Consider the following 17,268-nt stretch of genomic DNA (forward strand, 5'->3'; position numbering starts at 1 on the left):
GTGCCGGAGGCACGCCTTCGGCGTGACGGGGCGGGGCGGGCGCTGCCCGGCGGTGGCCGCCGGGCGGGATGGCGGCGCTAGGCGCGCCCGGAACTCAGCCTGGCGGGGTCACGTTGCCAAATCCAATCCCGGCGTCCCGGCCAGTTGCGCCAAGGGATTTTTCTCCTATGTGAACAAACGGCCCTGTCGCCCGACACGGCAGAAGGGGCCTCGCGCCGGGGAGCGCAGATGTCCGACGACCGCCTGAAGACGATCCTCGACGACCGCGATTCGGGTGCGCCGATCAGCCGGATCGTGCGCGCGATGAGCGAATGGGGCGCGCTCTCGGGCGCCGAGATCGCCCGGCGCACCGGGCTTGCTCGGTCTACCGTTTCCGTGGCGCTGTCGAAGCTGCGCGATTCGGGCATCGTGGTGGAGCTGCCCGAGCAGGCGGAGGCGAGCAAGGGCGTCGGGCGCCCGGCGACGCCGCTGGTGCTCAACCCGGAGGCCGGCACCTGCGTGGGCGTGCACCTCGCCCTCGACGAGCTGCGCATCGCCGTGGCGGATGTCGCGCATTCCGTCATCGACGAACAAAGTGTTCCGCTCGGGCGCGACTACGCGCCCGAAGCCGCGGCCGAGGCGGCCCGATCGGCGATCGCGTCCGTCTATGCCGCCCATGGCCTCAGGCCCTCGGGCCTGCTCGGCGTGGGCGTCTCGGTCTCGGGGCCGCTGCGCCCGGACGGAAGGGTGATCCGCGCCTCGATCCTGCCGCGCTGGGCGGGCGTGAACCTGCGCGACGTCTTCGGCCCCGTGTTCGAGCGGCCGGTCTTCGCCGCGAACGAGAGCAATTGCGCGGCCATCGCCGAGATGACCTGGGGCGCGGCCGCGGGCGAGGACGATTTCGTGCTCTTCAAGATCGACGTGGGGCTCGGCGGCGCCCTCGTGCGCGGCGGCACGGTGCTGACCGGCATCGCCGGCGGCGCCGGCGAGTTCGGCCATGTCTCGATCGACCCGCAGGGGCCGCTCTGCCGCTGCGGCAATCGCGGCTGCCTCGAGCTCTATGCCGGCTTCGGCCGACCGCTCGACGAGCTCGCGCGCATCCATGGCCGGCCGCTCGGCATGGAGGACACGATCCTGCTCGCCGAGCAGGGCGATGCCGTGGCGCTCCGGCTCATCGAGGACACCGGCGAGATCGCCGGCCGCGGCCTCGCCATGATCGGCAATATCCTCAACCCGCCGCTGATCCTGGTCACCGGCCGCATGGCGGTCGCCGGCGACCTCCTGCTCGCGCCGCTGGTGCGGGCCTACGAGAAGCACATCCTCATCAAGTCGCACGACCTGCCGGCGAATCTGCGCACCCGCATCAAGTTGGGCCATTTCACCGCGAACGACGCCCTGCTCGGCGCCGTCGGCCTCGTCCTCAAGGGACAGGGCCGCCTCGGCTGAGCCCGCCCCGACTCACTGCACCGCTTCGATCTCGCTCGGTCGCCAGGACTTGTCGAAATACGACGCCAGCGGGCTGTAGAGCCGCAGGACCACGAAGTAGCCCTTCTCGGGATCGGTCTGGATCCAGTTGCCGCGGCCGACGCCGTCGGGCTGCTCGGGTGAGAACCAGACGGTGGTCCTGCCGTCTTCGGCCGCCTCGGCCGCCGGCGACGGGTAGCTCTGGCTGCCGGCACGCGGATACTTCTGCGGCGTGACCAGCATCGAGCGGGTCTGGTTGTCGTAGAGCGTGAACGACCAGAACGCCGCGGCCGGGATGTCCTTGGGCAGCGTCACGTTGTAGGTCTTCGCGCCGTCGAGCCAGTCGCCGTTCGCGTCCTTCGCCGTCTCCAGATACTGCGAGCCGACATGGGTCAGCCGCATCGCCATGGCCGGCGTGATCCCCGTCGCCATGTAGAAGAACGAGGTTCGGGCATCGTTCTTGCGATATCCGGTCGGCGGAAACGGCTTCGCCCCGTCGGCGGTGATCTCGGGGATCGGCGTCTCGAACAGGTAACCCCCGGTGAACAGCGGGATGTACCACTGCGAGTCCTCGTAGTAGTACCAGTCCTCGTCGCGCGGATCGAATCCCAGGGTCCGTCCTGTCGCGTTGGCGAGTGCCACCGCGTCGGTCAGGATCCCCTTCATCCGGTCATCCGGCGCGAAGTCCTGTCCCTTGATGATCCCGATTGCGGCGATGGGTCCCATCAGCTCGGGATCCAGCGTCGTCGCCGGCTCCGACTGCACGAGGCGGTTCAGCATATCGTAGTAGCTGTAGTCGTTGGGCGGGACGGTGTTCATCGCCAGCCCTGTTCCTTCGTGGAACACCGGCGTCTGCGGCGTCGCGTCCTGGGCGAGCTTGATGCCGCCCTCGAGAAACTCGGCGATCGACGTGCCGACGCCGCCCTCGACATAGGGGTAGATCTTCGTGGTCGACTTGATGGTTTCGACGGGCTCCGTGGGGTCATTGTCCTTCAGGAACGAGCGGCCGAGCATGATCACCCGGTTTGTCTTCGAGTGGCCGACATAGAAGCCATCCTCGGGCAGCGGCCCGTCATAGCCGGGTCCGACGAGCAGGTACTTGCCACCCTCGCCACGATCGGGGCCGGGCCGGCCGAAGTCGATGACCCAGCGGAACCACATGTCGTCGAAGGTGCCGAGCGCCTCGGGCGGCGTCTCGACCACCATCGGTCCGTCGGAAAGGTCGACGAAGCCGAGATAATAGACCGTATCGGCGTTGGCGGTCAGGAAGAGCGATGAGGAATCCATCAGCTCGGAGAAGAGCAGGAGCTCGTTGTCCTTGACCCCTGCGGCCTCGAAGCCCTCGAGGAGCGCCTGCATGCTGACGCCCTTGTAGGTGTCGGTGAAGGCGCGGAAGGCGTAGGTGAAGTCGAGGTGGTCGTAGACGGCCGTGGCGGTGTCGTCGCTCGGCGTGCCGTTCGGGAAGTCGAGCGTGCCGATCCGGGTCTCGACGCTCGCGGGCGTGGAGATCGATTGCAGGGCCTCCTCGGAAACCTGGGCGGAGGCGGTGCCGGAGAGCAGCAGCGCGAGCGCGGTTCCGCAGCAGAGGCGACGATCGAGCAGGGTCATGGGCATCCTTTCGGTCGGGCGACGAGAATTTTCGCCGGACGGGTCGTTCCCGCGCCCGGCCGGATGCCGGGTCGGTGCTCTGGGAGAGCCGTGTTCCTGCATAGGTCAAGGCCGGCCGGGCCGCCAGCCCGTTCTCGCGCCGGGCGCTCGCGGCCGGAACGCCCGGGTTTCCCGTTTCGCATCAATCGCCTGACCGCCCGTCAGTGATTGTCGCGCGGCAGCCCCTTCGTCTTGGCGATGCGCTGATAGGCCACCGCCGGTTCCAGCACCGCGCCGGTCTCGAGCTCGCCCACCAGCCCGCGCTGGATCTCCTGCCAGGGCGACTGGCTCTCGGGACAGGCATAGCCGCCCGCGGCCTCCAGCGCCGCCCGCCGGTCGGCGATCTCGGCCTCGTCCACCAGCATGTTCAGCGTGCCCGCGTTGAGGTCGAGCGCGATGCGGTCGCCGCTGCGCACCAGCGCCAGCGCCCCGCCCGAGGCCGCCTCGGGGCTGGCGTTCAGGATCGAGGGCGAGCCGGAGGTGCCCGACTGGCGCCCGTCGCCGACGCAGACGAGCGCGCTCACCCCCTGCTTGAGCAGGTAGTCCGGCGCGCGCATGTTCACCACCTCCGCCCCGCCGGGATAGCCCTTGGGCCCGACGCCGCGGATGAAGAGGATGGTGTTGGCGTCGATGGCGAGCGCAGGATCGTCGATCCTGGCGTGGTATTCCTCCGGCCCGTCGAAGACCACCGCCCGTCCCTCGAAGGCGCCGGGATGGTCGGGATGGCTCAGGTAGCGCTCGCGGAACTCGGGGCTGATCACGCTCATCTTCATCACCGCCGAGTTGAAGATGTTGCCTCTCAGCACCCGGAAGCCGGCGCGCTCCTTGAGCGGCCGGTCGAAGGGGCGGATCACGTTTTCGTCCGCGATCGGCACCCCGCGGTAGTTCTCGCCCACGGTCCTGCCGTTGGCGGTCATCGCCGTCTCGTCGATCAGGCCCTGGGCGATCAGCTGGCCGAAGACCGCCGGCACCCCGCCCGCGTGATAATAATCCTCGCCGAGATATTCGCCGGCGGGCTGCAGGTTTACCAGCAGCGGGATGTCCTCGCCATGGGTCTGCCAGTCCATCAGCGCGAGCTCGACCCCGAGATGGCGCGCGATCGCGGCGAGGTGGATCGGCGCGTTCGAGGAACCGCCGATCGCCGAATTGACCTTGATCGCGTTCAGAAAGGCCGCGCGGGTCATGATGTCCGACGGCTTGAGATCCTCCGCCACCATGCCGACGATGCGCCGCCCGGTGCGCCAGGCCATCTCCTGCCGGTCGCGGTAGGGCGCGGGGATCGCCGCGCCGCCGGGCAGCTGCATGCCCAGCGCCTCGGCGAGGCTGTTCATGGTCGTGGCCGTGCCCATGGTGTTGCAATAGCCGGTCGAGGGCGCCGAGGAGGCCACGAGGTCGAGGAAGCCGGCATAGTCGATCTCGCCGCGCGCCATCATCTCGCGGGCCTTCCAGACGATGGTGCCCGAGCCGGTGCGCTCGCCGCGGAACCAGCCGTTGAGCATCGGCCCGACCGAGAGCGCGATGGCCGGGAGATCGACCGTCGCCGCCGCCATCAGCAGCGCGGGCGTGGTCTTGTCGCAGCCGATGGTCAGCACCACCCCGTCGATGGGATAGCCGTAGAGCACCTCCACGCAGCTGAGATAGGTGAGGTTGCGGTCGAGCGCCGCCGTCGGCCGCTTGCCGGTCTCCTGGATCGGGTGGACCGGAAATTCCAGCGGGATGCCGCCGGCCTCGCGGATGCCGTCGCGCACCCGCCGGGCGAGCTCCACATGGTGGCGGTTGCAGGGCGAGAGATCCGAGCCGGTCTGGGCGATGCCGATGATCGGCTTGCCCGATTGCAGCTCCTCGCGGCTCAGGCCGAAGTTGAGGTAGCGCTCCAGATAGAGCGCCGTCATGTCGGGATTGTCGGGATTGTCGAACCAGGCGCGCGAGCGCAGCTTGGGCGCGGGGGTCTTGCTCATGGATTTCCTCCCTCGGTTGCCTCTATCTATGCGGCGCAAGTCCGGCCGCTGGCAACAGGGCGCCGGGCGCGCCGGTGCGGCCCGATCGGTGCGGGGTCGTCGCATCGACCCGAGATTCGGCCTCGGGCCGCAGCGGGGGCAGGCCGAAGGGCCGTCGGCGGCACATCCCTTCCGGCTGGATCCCGCGGGCAGCGCGGGCGCGATCCGCGGCGCCGCTGCGGGCCGTTCGGGCCACGGCGCGCGCTTGCGGTCGCGAGGCGGCCTTCCCGGGGGGGCGGCGTCAGTTCGACAGCGGCGCGCGGTAGAGGGGCAGGGCGTCGATGCGGGCGGTGATCTCGGCGAGGAGCGCGCGGTATTCCGGGCTGTCGACATCGCCGTAGCGCCGCGCGAATTCCGCCGCATTCATGCCCTCGGGCAGGCCGTCGAGATCGGGCAAGACGTCCGCCTCGCCGGTGATGCGGGCGAGCAGCGCCGGCCAGTCCGCGCGCGGCGTCTCGAGGAAGGCGCGGGCGAACCGCGCCCCGGCGAGGTCGGCGGCGAGATCGTCGAAGCTGAATCCGCTGCCGCCCGCATTGCTGTCCAGGAGCTCCTTGAGCTCGCCCATGCCCAGCGCCGCCTGCTCGGTGCTGGCCGCGTAGAGGCCGGCGGAGACCGCGAAATGCCGCCGCAGATCGACACGGCCGTCCAGCGTCGTGCCGTCGCAACGGTTGCCCTCGCCCAGCATATGCGGCCGCACCCCGACCCCGATCACCGGGCCGAAGCCGTCGTCGCCGCAATAGAGCGTGAAGGCGAAGATCGAGGCCTTGGCCTCGTCCGGCGGCGCGTGTTTCAGCGTCTCGTCAGCCTTGGCGATCACCTGGCGCAGATAGGGCAGCGCGGAGCCGGTCTCGGGCAGGTCGCCGTCCTCGCCCGCGCGATCGAACCACCAGAGGAAGTGATGCACCCGGCCGGTGTCGGTCGGCCCCGCCGCCGCGAGGCGGATGCGCTCGCGCAGGCGCTCGTAGAAGGTGAGCCGGGCGTCGCCCTCGAAGGCGAGGGCGACCGTGACCTGGCCGGGCGACAGGCGCAACGTCTCGATCCCGTCGAGCAGGTATGCCCCCAGGCCGGGTCCCAGGAAGCGGTCGAGGCCGAGACGCAGCGCGAGGATCCCCGCGGCGGGCGGCAGGGGCAGCCCGCCGAGGCGCAGCGAGGTGATGCGCAGGCCGTCTTCGGACGGGGCGAGCACCATGTGGAGACCGATTCCGAGGCCGCGGGGGAGCAGCGGGGCGCCGGCGGCGATGTCGAGCGCCAGCGCCTCTGCCCCGATGTCCGCGCTCGCCACCATGCCCGGCTGGAGGCGTTGCGCCGCGGCGAGTGCTGCGTCGAGCTCCGCGGCGGTGACGGTGATCTCCGCCGTGGCGGCATTGCTGGCCAGCAGGCCGCGCAGCCGCTCGGCGAGATCCCTGGTCAGGGCGGCGGCCCGCGCATCGGGCGGTCCCGCATCCGCGACCGGCGGCCGCGGCCCGAGGATCAGGGCGGCGAGCGCCAGCGGCACGAGCAGCAGCAGCGCCAGCCGCAGGCGGCTGCGGCGCCGGCGGCGCGGCGGTGTCGGCGCGGTATCGGTCGTAATGCTCATCTCACCCGCTGGCATGGCCCGATTCGATCCCCCGGACAAGGGGTTGCCGCCAGGGATCGCAGGGACTGGTTAAGGCCGCTCAGACCAGGACCGGCTCCGCGGTCTGGGCGCCGACGCCGAAGACGCGCTTGTAGCGCTCGATCTGGTCGGGCGGGCCCATGGCCTTGGCCGGGTTGTCCGAGAGCTTGACCGTCGGCCGGCCGTTGGCGCGGACCGCCTTGCACACCAGGCTGAAGGGCGCCAGCCCGTCGTCCGGCGCCAGGCCGCGGAAATCGTTGGTGAGCAGCGTGCCCCAGCCGAAGCCGAGCTTCACCCGGCCGTTGAACCGGGCATAGAGCGCCTCGATCTTCTCCACGTCCAGCCCGTCGGAGAAGATCACCAGCTTCTCGCGCGGATCCTGGCCGCGGCTCTGCCACCAGGCGATCGCGGTCTCGGCGCCTTCCTCGGGCCGCCCCGAATCGATGCGGATCCCGGTCCAGGAGGCCAGCCAGTCCGGCGCGCGTTCGAGGAACCCCCTGGTGCCGTAGGTGTCGGGCAGGATGATGCGCAGGTTGCCGTCGTAATCCTCGTGCCAGTTCTCGAGCACGCGGTAGGGCGCCTCGCGCAGGGCTTCGTCGTCCCCGGCCAGCGCCGCGGCGATCATCGGCAGCTCGTGGGCATTGGTGCCGATCGCCTCGATGTCGCGCCGGAGCGCGATGTGGCAATTGGACGAGCCGGTGAAGTTCGGCCCCAGCCCCTCGATCATCGCCTGCACGCACCAGTCCTGCCAAAGGAAGGAATGCCGCCGCCGGGTGCCGAAATCCGAGATGCGCAGGTCGGGCAGCTTGCGCAGCCGCTCGATCTTCTCCCAGACCCGGGTCATGGCGCGGGCATAGAGCACCTGCAGCTCGAACTTGCCCATGCCGCGCAGCACCGCCCGCCCGCGCAGCTCCATCAGCACCGCGAGCGCGGGAACCTCCCACATCATCACCTCGGCCCAGGAGCCGCGGAAATTCAGCTCGTACTGATCGCCGCGCCGCTCCAGCCGGTATTCCGGCATGCGGAACCGCTCGAGCCAGGCCATGAACTCCGGACCGAACATCGCGCGCTTGCCGTAGAAGGTATTGCCGCGCAGCCAGGTGCTCTCGCCCCGGCTCAGGCGCAGGTCGCGGATATGGTCGAGCTGCGCCCGCAGGTCGGCCTCGTCGATCAGCGCCGCCAGCGGCACCGAGGTGGAACGGTTGATCAGGCTGAATTCCACCTCCACGTCGGCGTGGCGCTGGAACACCGTCTGGCACATCAGGAGCTTGTAGAAGTCGGTGTCGAGCAGCCAGCGCACGATCGGGTCGATCCGCCAGGCGTGGTCGTAGACGCGTTTCGCGATGTCGGACATGGGCCTCAGACCACCAGATCGTCGGCCCGCGCGACGGCGACGCCGCATTCCTGCATCCGCCCGCGGGCGGCCTCGAGCGAGCCGTCGAGGTCGATCCCCCGGCAGGCATCCTCGAGCAGGGTCACCGAGAAGCCGAGCGCCGCGGCGTCGAGCGCGGAATAGGCCACGCAGAAATCCGTCGCGAGCCCGGCCAGCCAGACCGCGGTCACGCCGCGCTCGCGCAGATAGCCGGCGAGCCCGGTCGGGGTCACGTGGTCGTTCTCGAAGAAGGCCGAATAGCTGTCGATCTCCGGCCGGAAACCCTTGCGCAGGATCAGGTCGGCCGGGCCGGTCTCGAGCCCGGGATGGAACGCCGCGCCCTGCGAGCCCTGGACGCAATGCACCGGCCATAGCACCTGGTCTCCATAGGGCATGCGCATGACGGAGAAGGGCTCGGCTCCCGGATGGTTCGCCGCGAAGGAGAGATGCCCCTCCGGATGCCAGTCCTGGGTCAGCACCCGCACCGGAAAGCGGCCCAGGATGCGGTTGACCGGCGCCACGACCGCATCGCCGTCAGCGACGGCGAGCGCCCCGCCCGGGCAGAAATCCATCTGCACGTCGATCACGATCAGCGCGGAACCCGCATCGCCGGGGGACATCCGTCCACCTCCGTTCGACGCCGGGCTGCGCCCCCGGCGCGCCGAGAGTGACAGCGCGCCGGCCGAGATTCAATCGCCGATTCGGCCCCGGTCAGCTCTTGGCGTTCTCGAGCGCCCGGCTCGCGACCTCGCCGCTGAGCTTCACCATGCGGGTCGCCTCGGCGGAATACTGGTCCATCGCGGTCTTGATGAAGCGCTGCTGCACGTCATGCACGTCCTCGAGCGACCGGCAGCGCAGGAGCGCGGTCTGGGCGTCGATGTCGTGGCGGAGGCGCTCGGTGACGAAATCGGCGATCTGCTTCTGGGCCCGGGCGAAGCCCTCCATGACCGTCGATCCCGCGCGCTCGGCGCTCTGGATGCCGCGCTGCTGGGCGGCCGCGAGGTTGGCTGTCGCCGCCTCCGCCGCCCGGAGCCGTTCCTCGGCCTGCTCCTGGAACTTCGCGACGGCGGCCTCCGCGGCGCGGATCCGCTCGGCGGTGGCGTCGCTGACCGCCCGCGAGGCCTTCTCGGTGGCGGCCTCGGCCTGGGAGAGGGTCTCGTCGATATGCGCCTTGAGCTTGCCGGCGGCGGATTCGAGCCGCGCCTCGGCCGCCTTGATCTCGGCGGCGAGCCGCTCCGGCAGGCCCGCGCCCGCGGCCTCGGCCGCCTTGACATTGGTCAGGGCGGCGGCGGAGACGCGCTCGGCGTTGCGCCGCGTCTCGGCCTCGATCGCCTCGAACATGGACTTCAGCCGCGCCTGGATCTCCTCGGCCGCCTTCTCGGCCGCCTTGACGCCGGCGGTGACCTGCTCCGCGGCCAGCCTGGCGGCCTCCTGCGCGGCCTTCACGCTCTCGGCGATCTCGGCCTCGATCCGGGCCGCGGTCTCCGGTGCCGCGGTCTCGTCGGCGGCCGCCGGCTTCGCGGGGGCGGCGGGGCGGGCGGGGCGCGCCGGGGCGCGGCTGCGCGACCGGGGGGTGGCGGGCTTGTCGGACATGGGGGGCTCCTCGGGACGTCTGGATGATTCCCGCGCGGGGTATCCGGGCTTCCGCCCCGGTCGTCAACCCGTGCGCGGCCGATGCGGCGCGATTCGACGCCTTCCGGCTACGGGACCGGCGGCTTCGCGCTTCTCGCGAGCACGTCGCGGCCGATGTCGAGCAGCCGCGCCATCTCCGAGAAATACTGGTCGAAGGCATTGCGCATGAAATCCGCCTGGATTCCGCGCAGGTCGTCGAGGGTGCGGCAGGCCATCAGCGCCTTCTGCGTCTCGATGTCGCGGCGGATGCGCTCGGCGACGAAATCCGCGATCTCGCGCTGGCCCACGGTCAGGCCGTCGAGCAGCGCCTGCCCCGCGATATCCATCCGGTCGAGCGTCTCCTGCTGTTGCGCAGACAACCTGTCGATGATCCGGTCGCTGGAGCGCGCGCTCTTCGCGATCAGATCCGGATGTGGTGAATCGGAGGACATGAAGGGTCTCCTTTCGCAGTGCAGCTGGGAATGGGATCGGAAACGAAGATAGCCCCGATTCCGTTTCCTGGAAATGGCCTCTTGCGAATTTCGGGGACCGAATTCGCGGGCGCCGGTCACTTCTGCGCCGGCACCGCCTGCAGATAGGCCGCGATCGCGGCGCGCTCCCCGGGCTCGAGCATCGCCATGTTCTCCTGGACCGCGACCATGGCGCCGCCGACGGTGTCGAAATCCGGCGTGAATCCGGTCTCGAGGTAATATTCGATGTCGCCGGCCGACCACGCGCCGAGATCCCCGCCCGGGGTGATGTTCGGCACCCGTCCCTCGCCCTCCGCCGCCGGCGCCCCCGCGAGCCAGCGGGAGAAATCGGAGGCCCCGGCGAGGTTGCGCGGGGTATGGCATTCGCCGCAATGCCCCGGCCCCTCGACGAGATACTGCCCGCGCGCCACCGCCGGATCGGCGGCATCGAGCGTCACCGCCGGGGTGTCGGAGAGGAAGGCGAGCTTCCAGAGCCCGAGCCCGCGCCGGAGGTTGAAGGGAAAGCCCAGGTCATGGCCGGGCTGCCGGCCCTCGACCGCGGGCAGGGTGGCGAGAAAGGCCCTGAGATCGGCGATGTCCTGCGGCTCCATCCGGGCATAGGAGGCATAGGGGAAGGCCGGGTAGTAATGCCGGCCCTCCGGCGAGACGCCGCGCAGCATCGCATCGGCGAAATCACCGGCCGACCAGCCGCCGATCCCGTCCTCGGGATGGTTCGAGATGTTCGGGACGACGAAATCCCCGAAGGGCGTCGCGAGCACCAGCCCGCCGCCGAGCTTCAGGCGGTCCTCGCCCTTCGCCCCCTTGGCCGCATGGCAGGATTCGCAGCCCCCCGCCCAGAAGACGGCCTCGCCCCGTCCCGCATCGCCCTCGGGCCAGGCGGCGAGCACCTCCCGCGGCAGGCCGCGCGGCATGGTCGCCACCCAGAGGGCCGCGGCACCGGCGGCGGCGGCCGCTGCCAGGATCGCGAGCAGCCGGCGCATCGTCGCGCCGGATCAGTTCTCGAGGCGGTAGGATTCGTGACAGGTCTTGCAGCTGTCGAAGATCGGTCCCATCGCCGCCTTGAAGGCATCGGCATCGGCGGGGCCATCCTTGCCGGCGATCTCGCGGGCCTTGGCGGCGGCCTCCTGGAATTTCGCGAGCTCGGCCTCGAAGCCGGCCATGTCCTGCCAGATCTTCGGCGAGGCATTGCTGCGCGCGGCATCCTCGCTGCCTTCGGGGAAGTAATCGCCATAGGCGGCCGCGGTCGCGCTCACGGCATAGATCACCGCCTTGCCGACGACCGGGCTATAGGCGAGCTCGCCCTTCATCACCGCGCCCGCGACCCCGGCGGCGGTGCCGTTGTTGTCCATCAGCGCCTGACGGACCGCGATCGGATCCTCCGCGCCCAGGGCCGGAAGCGCCGCGACCGCGGCTGCCGCTATGGCAATGGCAAGGCTCTTCATCATCACTCTCCCTTCTGCTTCCGGCGATGATGACGCGCGCCGCCGCCGCGCCAAGCCGAAGCCGGAACAACTTTTCGCGAGCACCGCGCGGGCCTTCCGGCCGCCGTCATCCTAAACGGCCGTTATCCTAAACTGCGAGAGACTTTTCCCCCGGCCCCCGTGCCGGGATGGCGGAGCGTTAACGGAACCGAAGGGCTTGGCGCGCAGTCTGGCGCCGGGTGACGTGGGGACGATCGATGGGTGCAGAGCTTCTTGAGTTCGCGTTTCACGAGGACGCGGTGCTCGACACGTCCAGGATTCTGGTGTTGCGCCAGTCGCTGGGCGATCAGCGATGTCGCGAGGTGATCGAGGAGGTGGTCTATCACCTCACCGACCGGATGAACCTGCTTCAGGCGGCGCTGGAGCGGGGCGATCCCGCCGAGGCGCAGCTCCTGGCCTCGCGGCTCGCCAGCCTCAGCGAGCAGGTGGGGCTGCCGGATTTCGCCCGCATCTCGCGCGACCTCTGCCAGTGCCTCGACATGGACGACCGGGTGGCGACCGCCGCGGTCGCGGCGCGGCTGGTCCGGCTGAGCGAGGATTCGCTCTTCTCGGTGATGCTCTACGCCGATCAATCGGCCTTGTAGCCGACCCTGCCGCCTCGCTAGTCTCGGGCCCCGATCCCGCGCGAGGCCCGCCATGCCGCTCGTCCCTTCGTCGGATGCCCCGACGATCCCGCTCCGCCTGCTCGAGCCCGAAGGCCTGCCGCGATGGCTGGAGGGGCAGGAACCGCATGTCGCCGCCTGGGTCGCCGCCATGGGCTTCGAGGCCGGCCTCGGCGAGGTGCTTGCGCTCCCCGGTCCCGACGGGAGCCTCGCGGGGGCGCTCCTCGGCTGGGGCACGGCGGGCAAGCGCGCCCGCGACCGCTTCCACCTCGCCGCCGGCGCGGCGCATCTGCCGGCCGGCCGCTATGCGCTCGATGCCGCGGGGCTGGAGATCGACGCCGGGCTCGAGGCCCTGGGCTGGCTGCTCGGCGAATACCGCTTCACCCGCTACCGCGCCGCGCAGGCGAGCCGGATCCGCGAGCTCGTCTGCCCGGAGGGCGTCGATGCCGCGCGGGTGCAGCGTGCCGCCGAGGCCGCGGCGCTCGCCCAGGACCTGATCAACACGCCGGCCCGCGACCTCGGTCCCGAGGCGCTGGAGGCCGCCTTCGCCGATCTCGGCCGGGCGCATGGCGCCGAGGTCCGGGTGGTGCGCGGTATGGCGGCGCTGCGGGAGGGGGGCTTTCCGCTGATCGCCGCGGTCGGGGCCGCCGCCGCCGAGGCCCCGCGCCTGCTCGACATGGTCTGGGGCCGCGAGGGCGCCCCCCGCGTCACGCTGGTCGGCAAGGGCGTCTGCTTCGACACCGGCGGGCTCAACATCAAGCCCGGGGCTTCCATGGGGCTGATGAAGAAGGACATGGGCGGCGCGGCCACGGTGCTCGGGCTCGCGCAGATGATCATGGCGGCGGGGCTCGACCTGCGGCTGCGCGTGCTGGTGCCGGCGGTGGAGAATTCGATCTCCGGCCCGGCGATGCGGCCGGGCGACATCCTGAGAAGCCGCAAGGGCGTGAGCGTCGAGGTCAACAACACCGATGCCGAGGGCCGGCTGGTGCTGGCCGATGCGCTGGCGCTCGCCGACGAGGAGGCGCCGGGGCTGATCGTGAGCCTCGCGACCCTGACCGGGGCCGCGCGGGTGGCGATGGGGCCGGACGTGCCGCCCTTCTTCACTGACGACGAGGCGCTGGCCGCCGACCTCGCCGCCGCCGCGGTCCGCGTCGCCGATCCGCTCTGGCGCCTGCCGTTCTGGGCGCCCTACGAGGGGCTGATCGAGCCCGGCATCGCCGATCTCGACAATGCGCCCTCGGGCGGCATGGCCGGCGCGATCACGGCGGGGCTCTTCCTGCGCCGCTTCGTGGAGCGCGCCGGCAGCTATCTCCACGCCGACATCTACGGCTGGACGCCGCAGGCGAAGCCCGCCCGGCCCAAGGGCGCAGCCTTCCAGGCGGCGCGGGCGATCTTCGAGATTCTGGAGACGCGCGCGTGAACGACCCGTACCGTTTCCCCGGCCGCCTTGTGCCGGCGCGGCCGGATCTCGCGGCGCGGCATCTCGAAGGCCGCGTCCGGGCCGAGCGCTACGCCGAGGGCCAAGCGCGGCAGGTGGTCGCGGCGGTGCTCGACCTGACGCTCGCGCCCGAGCCCGGCGCCTCGCTCGGCACGCAGCTGCTGCACGGCGAGCCCTTCACCCTCTACGAAACGCGTCCCGACGGCCTGGCCTGGGGCCAGTCGGGCATCGACGGCTATGTCGGCTACGTCGCCGCCGCGGGGCTCGGCCCGGCGGAGCCGGCGGGGCAGCGCGTCACCGCGCTCTGGAGCCATGTCTATTCCCGGCCCGCGGTCCGGGCGCGGGTGACCGCCGAGCTGCCGCTCGGCGCCGAGATCCGGGTCGCCGCCACCGAAGACGGCTTCGCCCGGCTCGCGGGGGGCGGCTTCGTGCCGCTCCAGCATCTCGCCCCGATCCCGGGCGATGTGGTCGACCACGCGGCGCGGTTTGTCGGGGTGCCCTATCTCTGGGGCGGGCGCAGCGCCCGCGGCCTCGACTGCTCGGCGCTGGTCCAGCTCGCCTGCATGGCCGCGGGCCTCGCCGCACCCCGCGACACCGACATGCAGGCGGAATGGCTCGGCGAGGCGCTGCCGGCGGAGGTCCCGCTGCGCCGCGGCGACCTGGTGTTCTGGGACGGGCATGTGGGGATCATGCGCGATGCCGGGACGCTGATCCACGCCAACGGCCATCACATGGCCGTCGCGACCGAGCCCTTCCTGCCCGCGACGGCCCGGATCGAGGCCGCGGGCGGCGGCCCGGTCACGATGCGGCGGCGGCTGCCGGCGCCGGCCGGCCGCTGACACGCACCCGGATCGTTGCTTCGGACCGGTGCCCGTCTACCGTGGCGCCGTCGCCTTCTCTTCGCGGGTTTGGCAAGGACAAATCCGCGCGCGCCTGCCTGCCCCCGGCGGGCGCGACAGGCGCGCCCGCCCACTCAGGCGCGCGCGGATTACCAACCGGCGGTGAAACCCGACCCCCCTCGACCTCCGCGCTCGCGCGCTGCGGCCGACGAACCGGCGCGAGGCGGTGCCTCGCTGGCGCCGGTTCGCGCTGGCCGCAGGCCGGTCCATTCGACCCGAGTTCGTTTGACACGGGCGCCGGCCGAACCCTTCGGGAAGAAGGAGCGCTTCAGCCCTTCTTCAGCACCCGCCGCCCGAGCAGCTCGGCGATCTGCACCGCGTTGAGCGCGGCCCCCTTGCGCAGGTTGTCGGAAACCACCCAGAGGAGCAGGCCGTTGTCGATGGTCGGGTCCTGGCGGATGCGGCTGACATAGGTCGCATATTCGCCGACGCAGTCGATCGGGGTGATGTAGCCGCCCGGCTCGCGCTTGTCGACGACCAGCACGCCCGGCGCCTCGCGCAGGATCTCGCGCGCCTCCTCCTCGTCGAGGAAATCCTCGAACTCGATGCTGACGGCTTCGGAATGGCCGACGAAGACCGGGACGCGCACGCAGGTCGCCACGACCTTGATCCCAGGATCGACGATCTTCTTGGTCTCGGCGACCATCTTCCACTCCTCGCGGGTGAAGCCGTCCTCCATGAAGCTGTCGATATGCGGGATGACGTTGAAGGCGATCTGCTTGGGATAGACCTTCGGCTCGACCTCCTGGCCGGGCACGTAGATGCCCTTGGTCTGGTTCCAGAGCTCGTCCATAGCCTCCTTGCCGGTGCCCGAGACCGACTGATAGGTGGAAACGACGACCCGCTTGATCCGCGCCCGGTCGTGCAGCGGCTTCAGCGCCACCACCATCTGCGCGGTGGAGCAGTTCGGATTGGCGATGATGTGCTTCCTGGCATAGCCCTCGACCGCGTCGGGGTTCACCTCCGGCACGATCAGCGGCACCTCCGGGTCGTAGCGGTAGAGCGAGGAATTGTCGATCACCACGCAGCCGGCCTTCGCGGCGACGGGCGCGTATTTCTTCGTCGCATCCGAGCCGATGGCGAAGAAGGCGATGTCCCAGCCGGCGAAGTCGAAGCCCTCGAGATCCAGGGTCCGGAGCGTCTTCTCCCCGAAGGAGCATTCGCTCCCGAGCGACTTCCGCGAGGCCAGCGCCACGATCTCGTCGACGGGAAATTCCCGCTCGGCGAGGATGTTCAGCATTTCCCGGCCCACGTTCCCCGTGGCGCCGACGACCGCGACGCGATAGCCCATGGCTCTTCTCCAGATTGGCCGGGGCCGTTTGCCGCGTTTCGCGGCGAATGTAAACCGGCGCCCCGCCCGGAGATTCCGTTTCCGCGCGACCGGGCCGGGGCGTAGGATGGAGGCTTCCGGGCGAGGCGTTCGACATGACCATGTACCACGCGGAGAACCGCGCCCTGCAGGACGCCTTCGGCTCGCGCGCCCTCGCCGACCGGCTGGAATCGCGGCTGCGCCGCGCGGCCTTCACCGAGGAGGATGCCGCCTTCGTCGCCTCCCTGCGCTTCTTCTTCCTCGCGACCGCGAGCGCCGAGGGGCGGCCGGACTGCTCGTTCAAGGGCGGCGATCCCGGCTTCGTGCGCGTGCTCGCGCCCGACCTGCTGGTCTTCCCCGACTACGACGGCAACGGCATGTTCAAGAGCCTCGGCAATATCCGCGCCAATCCGCATGTCGGGCTCTTGTTCATCGCCATGGAGGAGCGGCCCAAGCGGCTGCGCGTGAACGGCCGGGCCGAGGTCGCGCTCGACGACCCGCTCCTGCCGCGCATCGAGGGGGCGCAGGCGCTGGTGCGGGTCACGCCGCTCGACATCTTCCCCAATTGCCCGCGCAACATCCCGCGCCTGCAGATGGTCGAGGACTCGCCCTATGTGCCGCGCTGCGGCCTCGACCGCGTGGAGCCGGCCTGGAAGGATTACGAGATCTTCGCCGATGTCGTGCCGCCGCGGCGCGCCTGACCGCGCCGCCACCCGGCCCCGGCGCCGGCCCTAGAGATCCTTCACGAGCCGCAGCGCGTCGTAGATCGCGGCATGGGTGTTGCGCGCCGCCACCGCGTCGCCGATGCGGAAGAGCTGGAACCGGCCTTCGGGATTGCGCAAGACCGCCTGCGGCCGGCCCGCCACCAGCGCCTCGTAATCCACCTCGCCGCGGTTCGACGAGGCCTCCTTGAGTTCGAAATAGACATCGTCGAGCGGCCGCGTGCCGTGGTTCACCACCACCTGGTCGACCCGCCGCTCGCGCGTCACGCCGCCGTAGTCGCTGCCGATGATGGCGAGGAGCTCGTTGCCGTCGCGCCGCACGGCCTCGAGGCGCCAGGTGACGGTGAAGGTGACGTCGCGCTTCTGGAGCTCGCGCATCGAGGGCGTCAGCGACATCGCCATCACCTCCGGCGCGAAGCTGCGGTCGCGGGTCATGATCTCGACCCGCGCGCCGGTTGCCGCGATCTTCTCCGCCGCCTGCAGCGCCGCATAATCGCCGGCATCGTCGTAGATCAGCACGTTCGAGCCCGGCTGCGCATCGCCCGAGAGGATGTCCCAGGCGGAGACGACGAGCCCGTCGCCCTCGGCCAGCACCTCGGTATGCGGCAGCCCGCCGGTGGCGACGATCACCACTTCCGGGTCGGCGGCCAGCACCGCCTCGC

At 70.9% G+C, this 17,268-nt stretch carries 16 protein-coding genes; 5 read left to right on the plus strand and 11 right to left on the minus strand.

Going from position 1 to position 17,268, the window contains the following annotated elements:
* The first annotated feature begins 228 nt into the window (after positions 1–228).
* Positions 229–1,425: an ROK family transcriptional regulator gene (locus tag V7050_RS08840; protein ID WP_324369462.1), complete on the plus strand. Its 1,197-nt coding sequence runs from the start codon at positions 229–231 to the stop codon at positions 1,423–1,425.
* Positions 1,426–1,437: 12 nt separating this feature from the next.
* Here V7050_RS08840 and V7050_RS08845 read toward each other — a convergent pair whose 3' ends face one another.
* The 9 genes from V7050_RS08845 to V7050_RS08885 all read right to left on the minus strand — a co-directional run bounded on the left by V7050_RS08845 (position 1,438) and on the right by V7050_RS08885 (position 11,600).
* A complete protein-coding gene (locus V7050_RS08845) occupies positions 1,438–3,051 on the minus strand; it encodes a DUF1254 domain-containing protein (protein ID WP_324369463.1) in 1,614 nt (537 codons plus the stop codon).
* A gap of 200 nt (positions 3,052–3,251) precedes the next feature.
* Positions 3,252–5,048, minus strand: coding sequence for an IlvD/Edd family dehydratase (locus V7050_RS08850; protein ID WP_324369466.1), 1,797 nt, complete (start codon positions 5,046–5,048; stop codon positions 3,252–3,254).
* A 280-nt stretch (positions 5,049–5,328) separates the two neighbouring features.
* A complete protein-coding gene (locus V7050_RS08855) occupies positions 5,329–6,663 on the minus strand; it encodes a hypothetical protein (protein WP_324369468.1) in 1,335 nt (444 codons plus the stop codon).
* A 79-nt stretch (positions 6,664–6,742) separates the two neighbouring features.
* Positions 6,743–8,035, minus strand: a complete 1,293-nt coding sequence (gene pncB, locus V7050_RS08860; RefSeq protein WP_324375231.1) for a nicotinate phosphoribosyltransferase — start codon at positions 8,033–8,035, stop codon at positions 6,743–6,745.
* Positions 8,036–8,040: 5 nt separating this feature from the next.
* Complete coding sequence (pncA, locus tag V7050_RS08865; protein ID WP_324370737.1) at positions 8,041–8,673, minus strand: bifunctional nicotinamidase/pyrazinamidase; 633 nt, start codon at positions 8,671–8,673, stop codon at positions 8,041–8,043.
* 91 nt (positions 8,674–8,764) lie between these two features.
* Positions 8,765–9,646 (minus strand): phasin family protein, encoded by an 882-nt coding sequence (locus V7050_RS08870; RefSeq protein ID WP_324375229.1) that lies wholly within the window; start codon positions 9,644–9,646, stop codon positions 8,765–8,767.
* A 107-nt stretch (positions 9,647–9,753) separates the two neighbouring features.
* Entirely contained in the window at positions 9,754–10,116 is a 363-nt protein-coding gene (locus V7050_RS08875; RefSeq protein WP_324370467.1) for a phasin family protein, read from the minus strand.
* 116 nt (positions 10,117–10,232) lie between these two features.
* Positions 10,233–11,135, minus strand: a complete 903-nt coding sequence (locus V7050_RS08880; protein WP_324370469.1) for a cytochrome c — start codon at positions 11,133–11,135, stop codon at positions 10,233–10,235.
* Positions 11,136–11,147: 12 nt separating this feature from the next.
* Positions 11,148–11,600 (minus strand): c-type cytochrome, encoded by a 453-nt coding sequence (locus V7050_RS08885; protein ID WP_324375227.1) that lies wholly within the window; start codon positions 11,598–11,600, stop codon positions 11,148–11,150.
* Positions 11,601–11,833: 233 nt separating this feature from the next.
* Between V7050_RS08885 and V7050_RS08890 the strand changes: the two genes are divergently transcribed.
* Genes V7050_RS08890 through V7050_RS08900 form a run of 3 tightly spaced genes read left to right on the plus strand, consistent with a single transcriptional unit; the run spans position 11,834 to position 14,515 of the window.
* Entirely contained in the window at positions 11,834–12,220 is a 387-nt protein-coding gene (locus V7050_RS08890; protein WP_324370473.1) for a hypothetical protein, read from the plus strand.
* A 52-nt stretch (positions 12,221–12,272) separates the two neighbouring features.
* Positions 12,273–13,658, plus strand: a complete 1,386-nt coding sequence (locus tag V7050_RS08895) for a leucyl aminopeptidase family protein (protein ID WP_324375226.1) — start codon at positions 12,273–12,275, stop codon at positions 13,656–13,658.
* A complete protein-coding gene (locus V7050_RS08900) occupies positions 13,655–14,515 on the plus strand; it encodes a C40 family peptidase (RefSeq protein WP_324369769.1) in 861 nt (286 codons plus the stop codon). The genes V7050_RS08895 and V7050_RS08900 overlap by 4 nt, the downstream gene beginning before the upstream one ends.
* Positions 14,516–14,843: 328 nt before the next feature.
* Here V7050_RS08900 and V7050_RS08905 read toward each other — a convergent pair whose 3' ends face one another.
* A complete protein-coding gene (locus V7050_RS08905; RefSeq protein ID WP_324369767.1) occupies positions 14,844–15,866 on the minus strand; it encodes an aspartate-semialdehyde dehydrogenase in 1,023 nt (340 codons plus the stop codon).
* A 134-nt stretch (positions 15,867–16,000) separates the two neighbouring features.
* Here V7050_RS08905 and V7050_RS08910 point away from each other — a divergent pair, with 134 nt between their 5' ends.
* On the plus strand, positions 16,001–16,585 hold the full coding sequence (locus tag V7050_RS08910) for a pyridoxamine 5'-phosphate oxidase family protein (RefSeq protein ID WP_324369765.1): 585 nt from the start codon (positions 16,001–16,003) through the stop codon (positions 16,583–16,585).
* Between the two features lie 30 nt (positions 16,586–16,615).
* On the opposite strand, the gene V7050_RS08915 is transcribed toward V7050_RS08910, so the two are convergent.
* A partial coding sequence (locus V7050_RS08915) for an NADH-dependent oxidase (RefSeq protein WP_324410463.1) occupies positions 16,616–17,268 on the minus strand: 653 nt, incomplete at its 5' end.

The sequence above is a fragment of the Amaricoccus sp. genome, from assembly GCF_036846665.1.
Taxonomy (GTDB): Bacteria; Pseudomonadota; Alphaproteobacteria; order Rhodobacterales; family Rhodobacteraceae; genus Amaricoccus.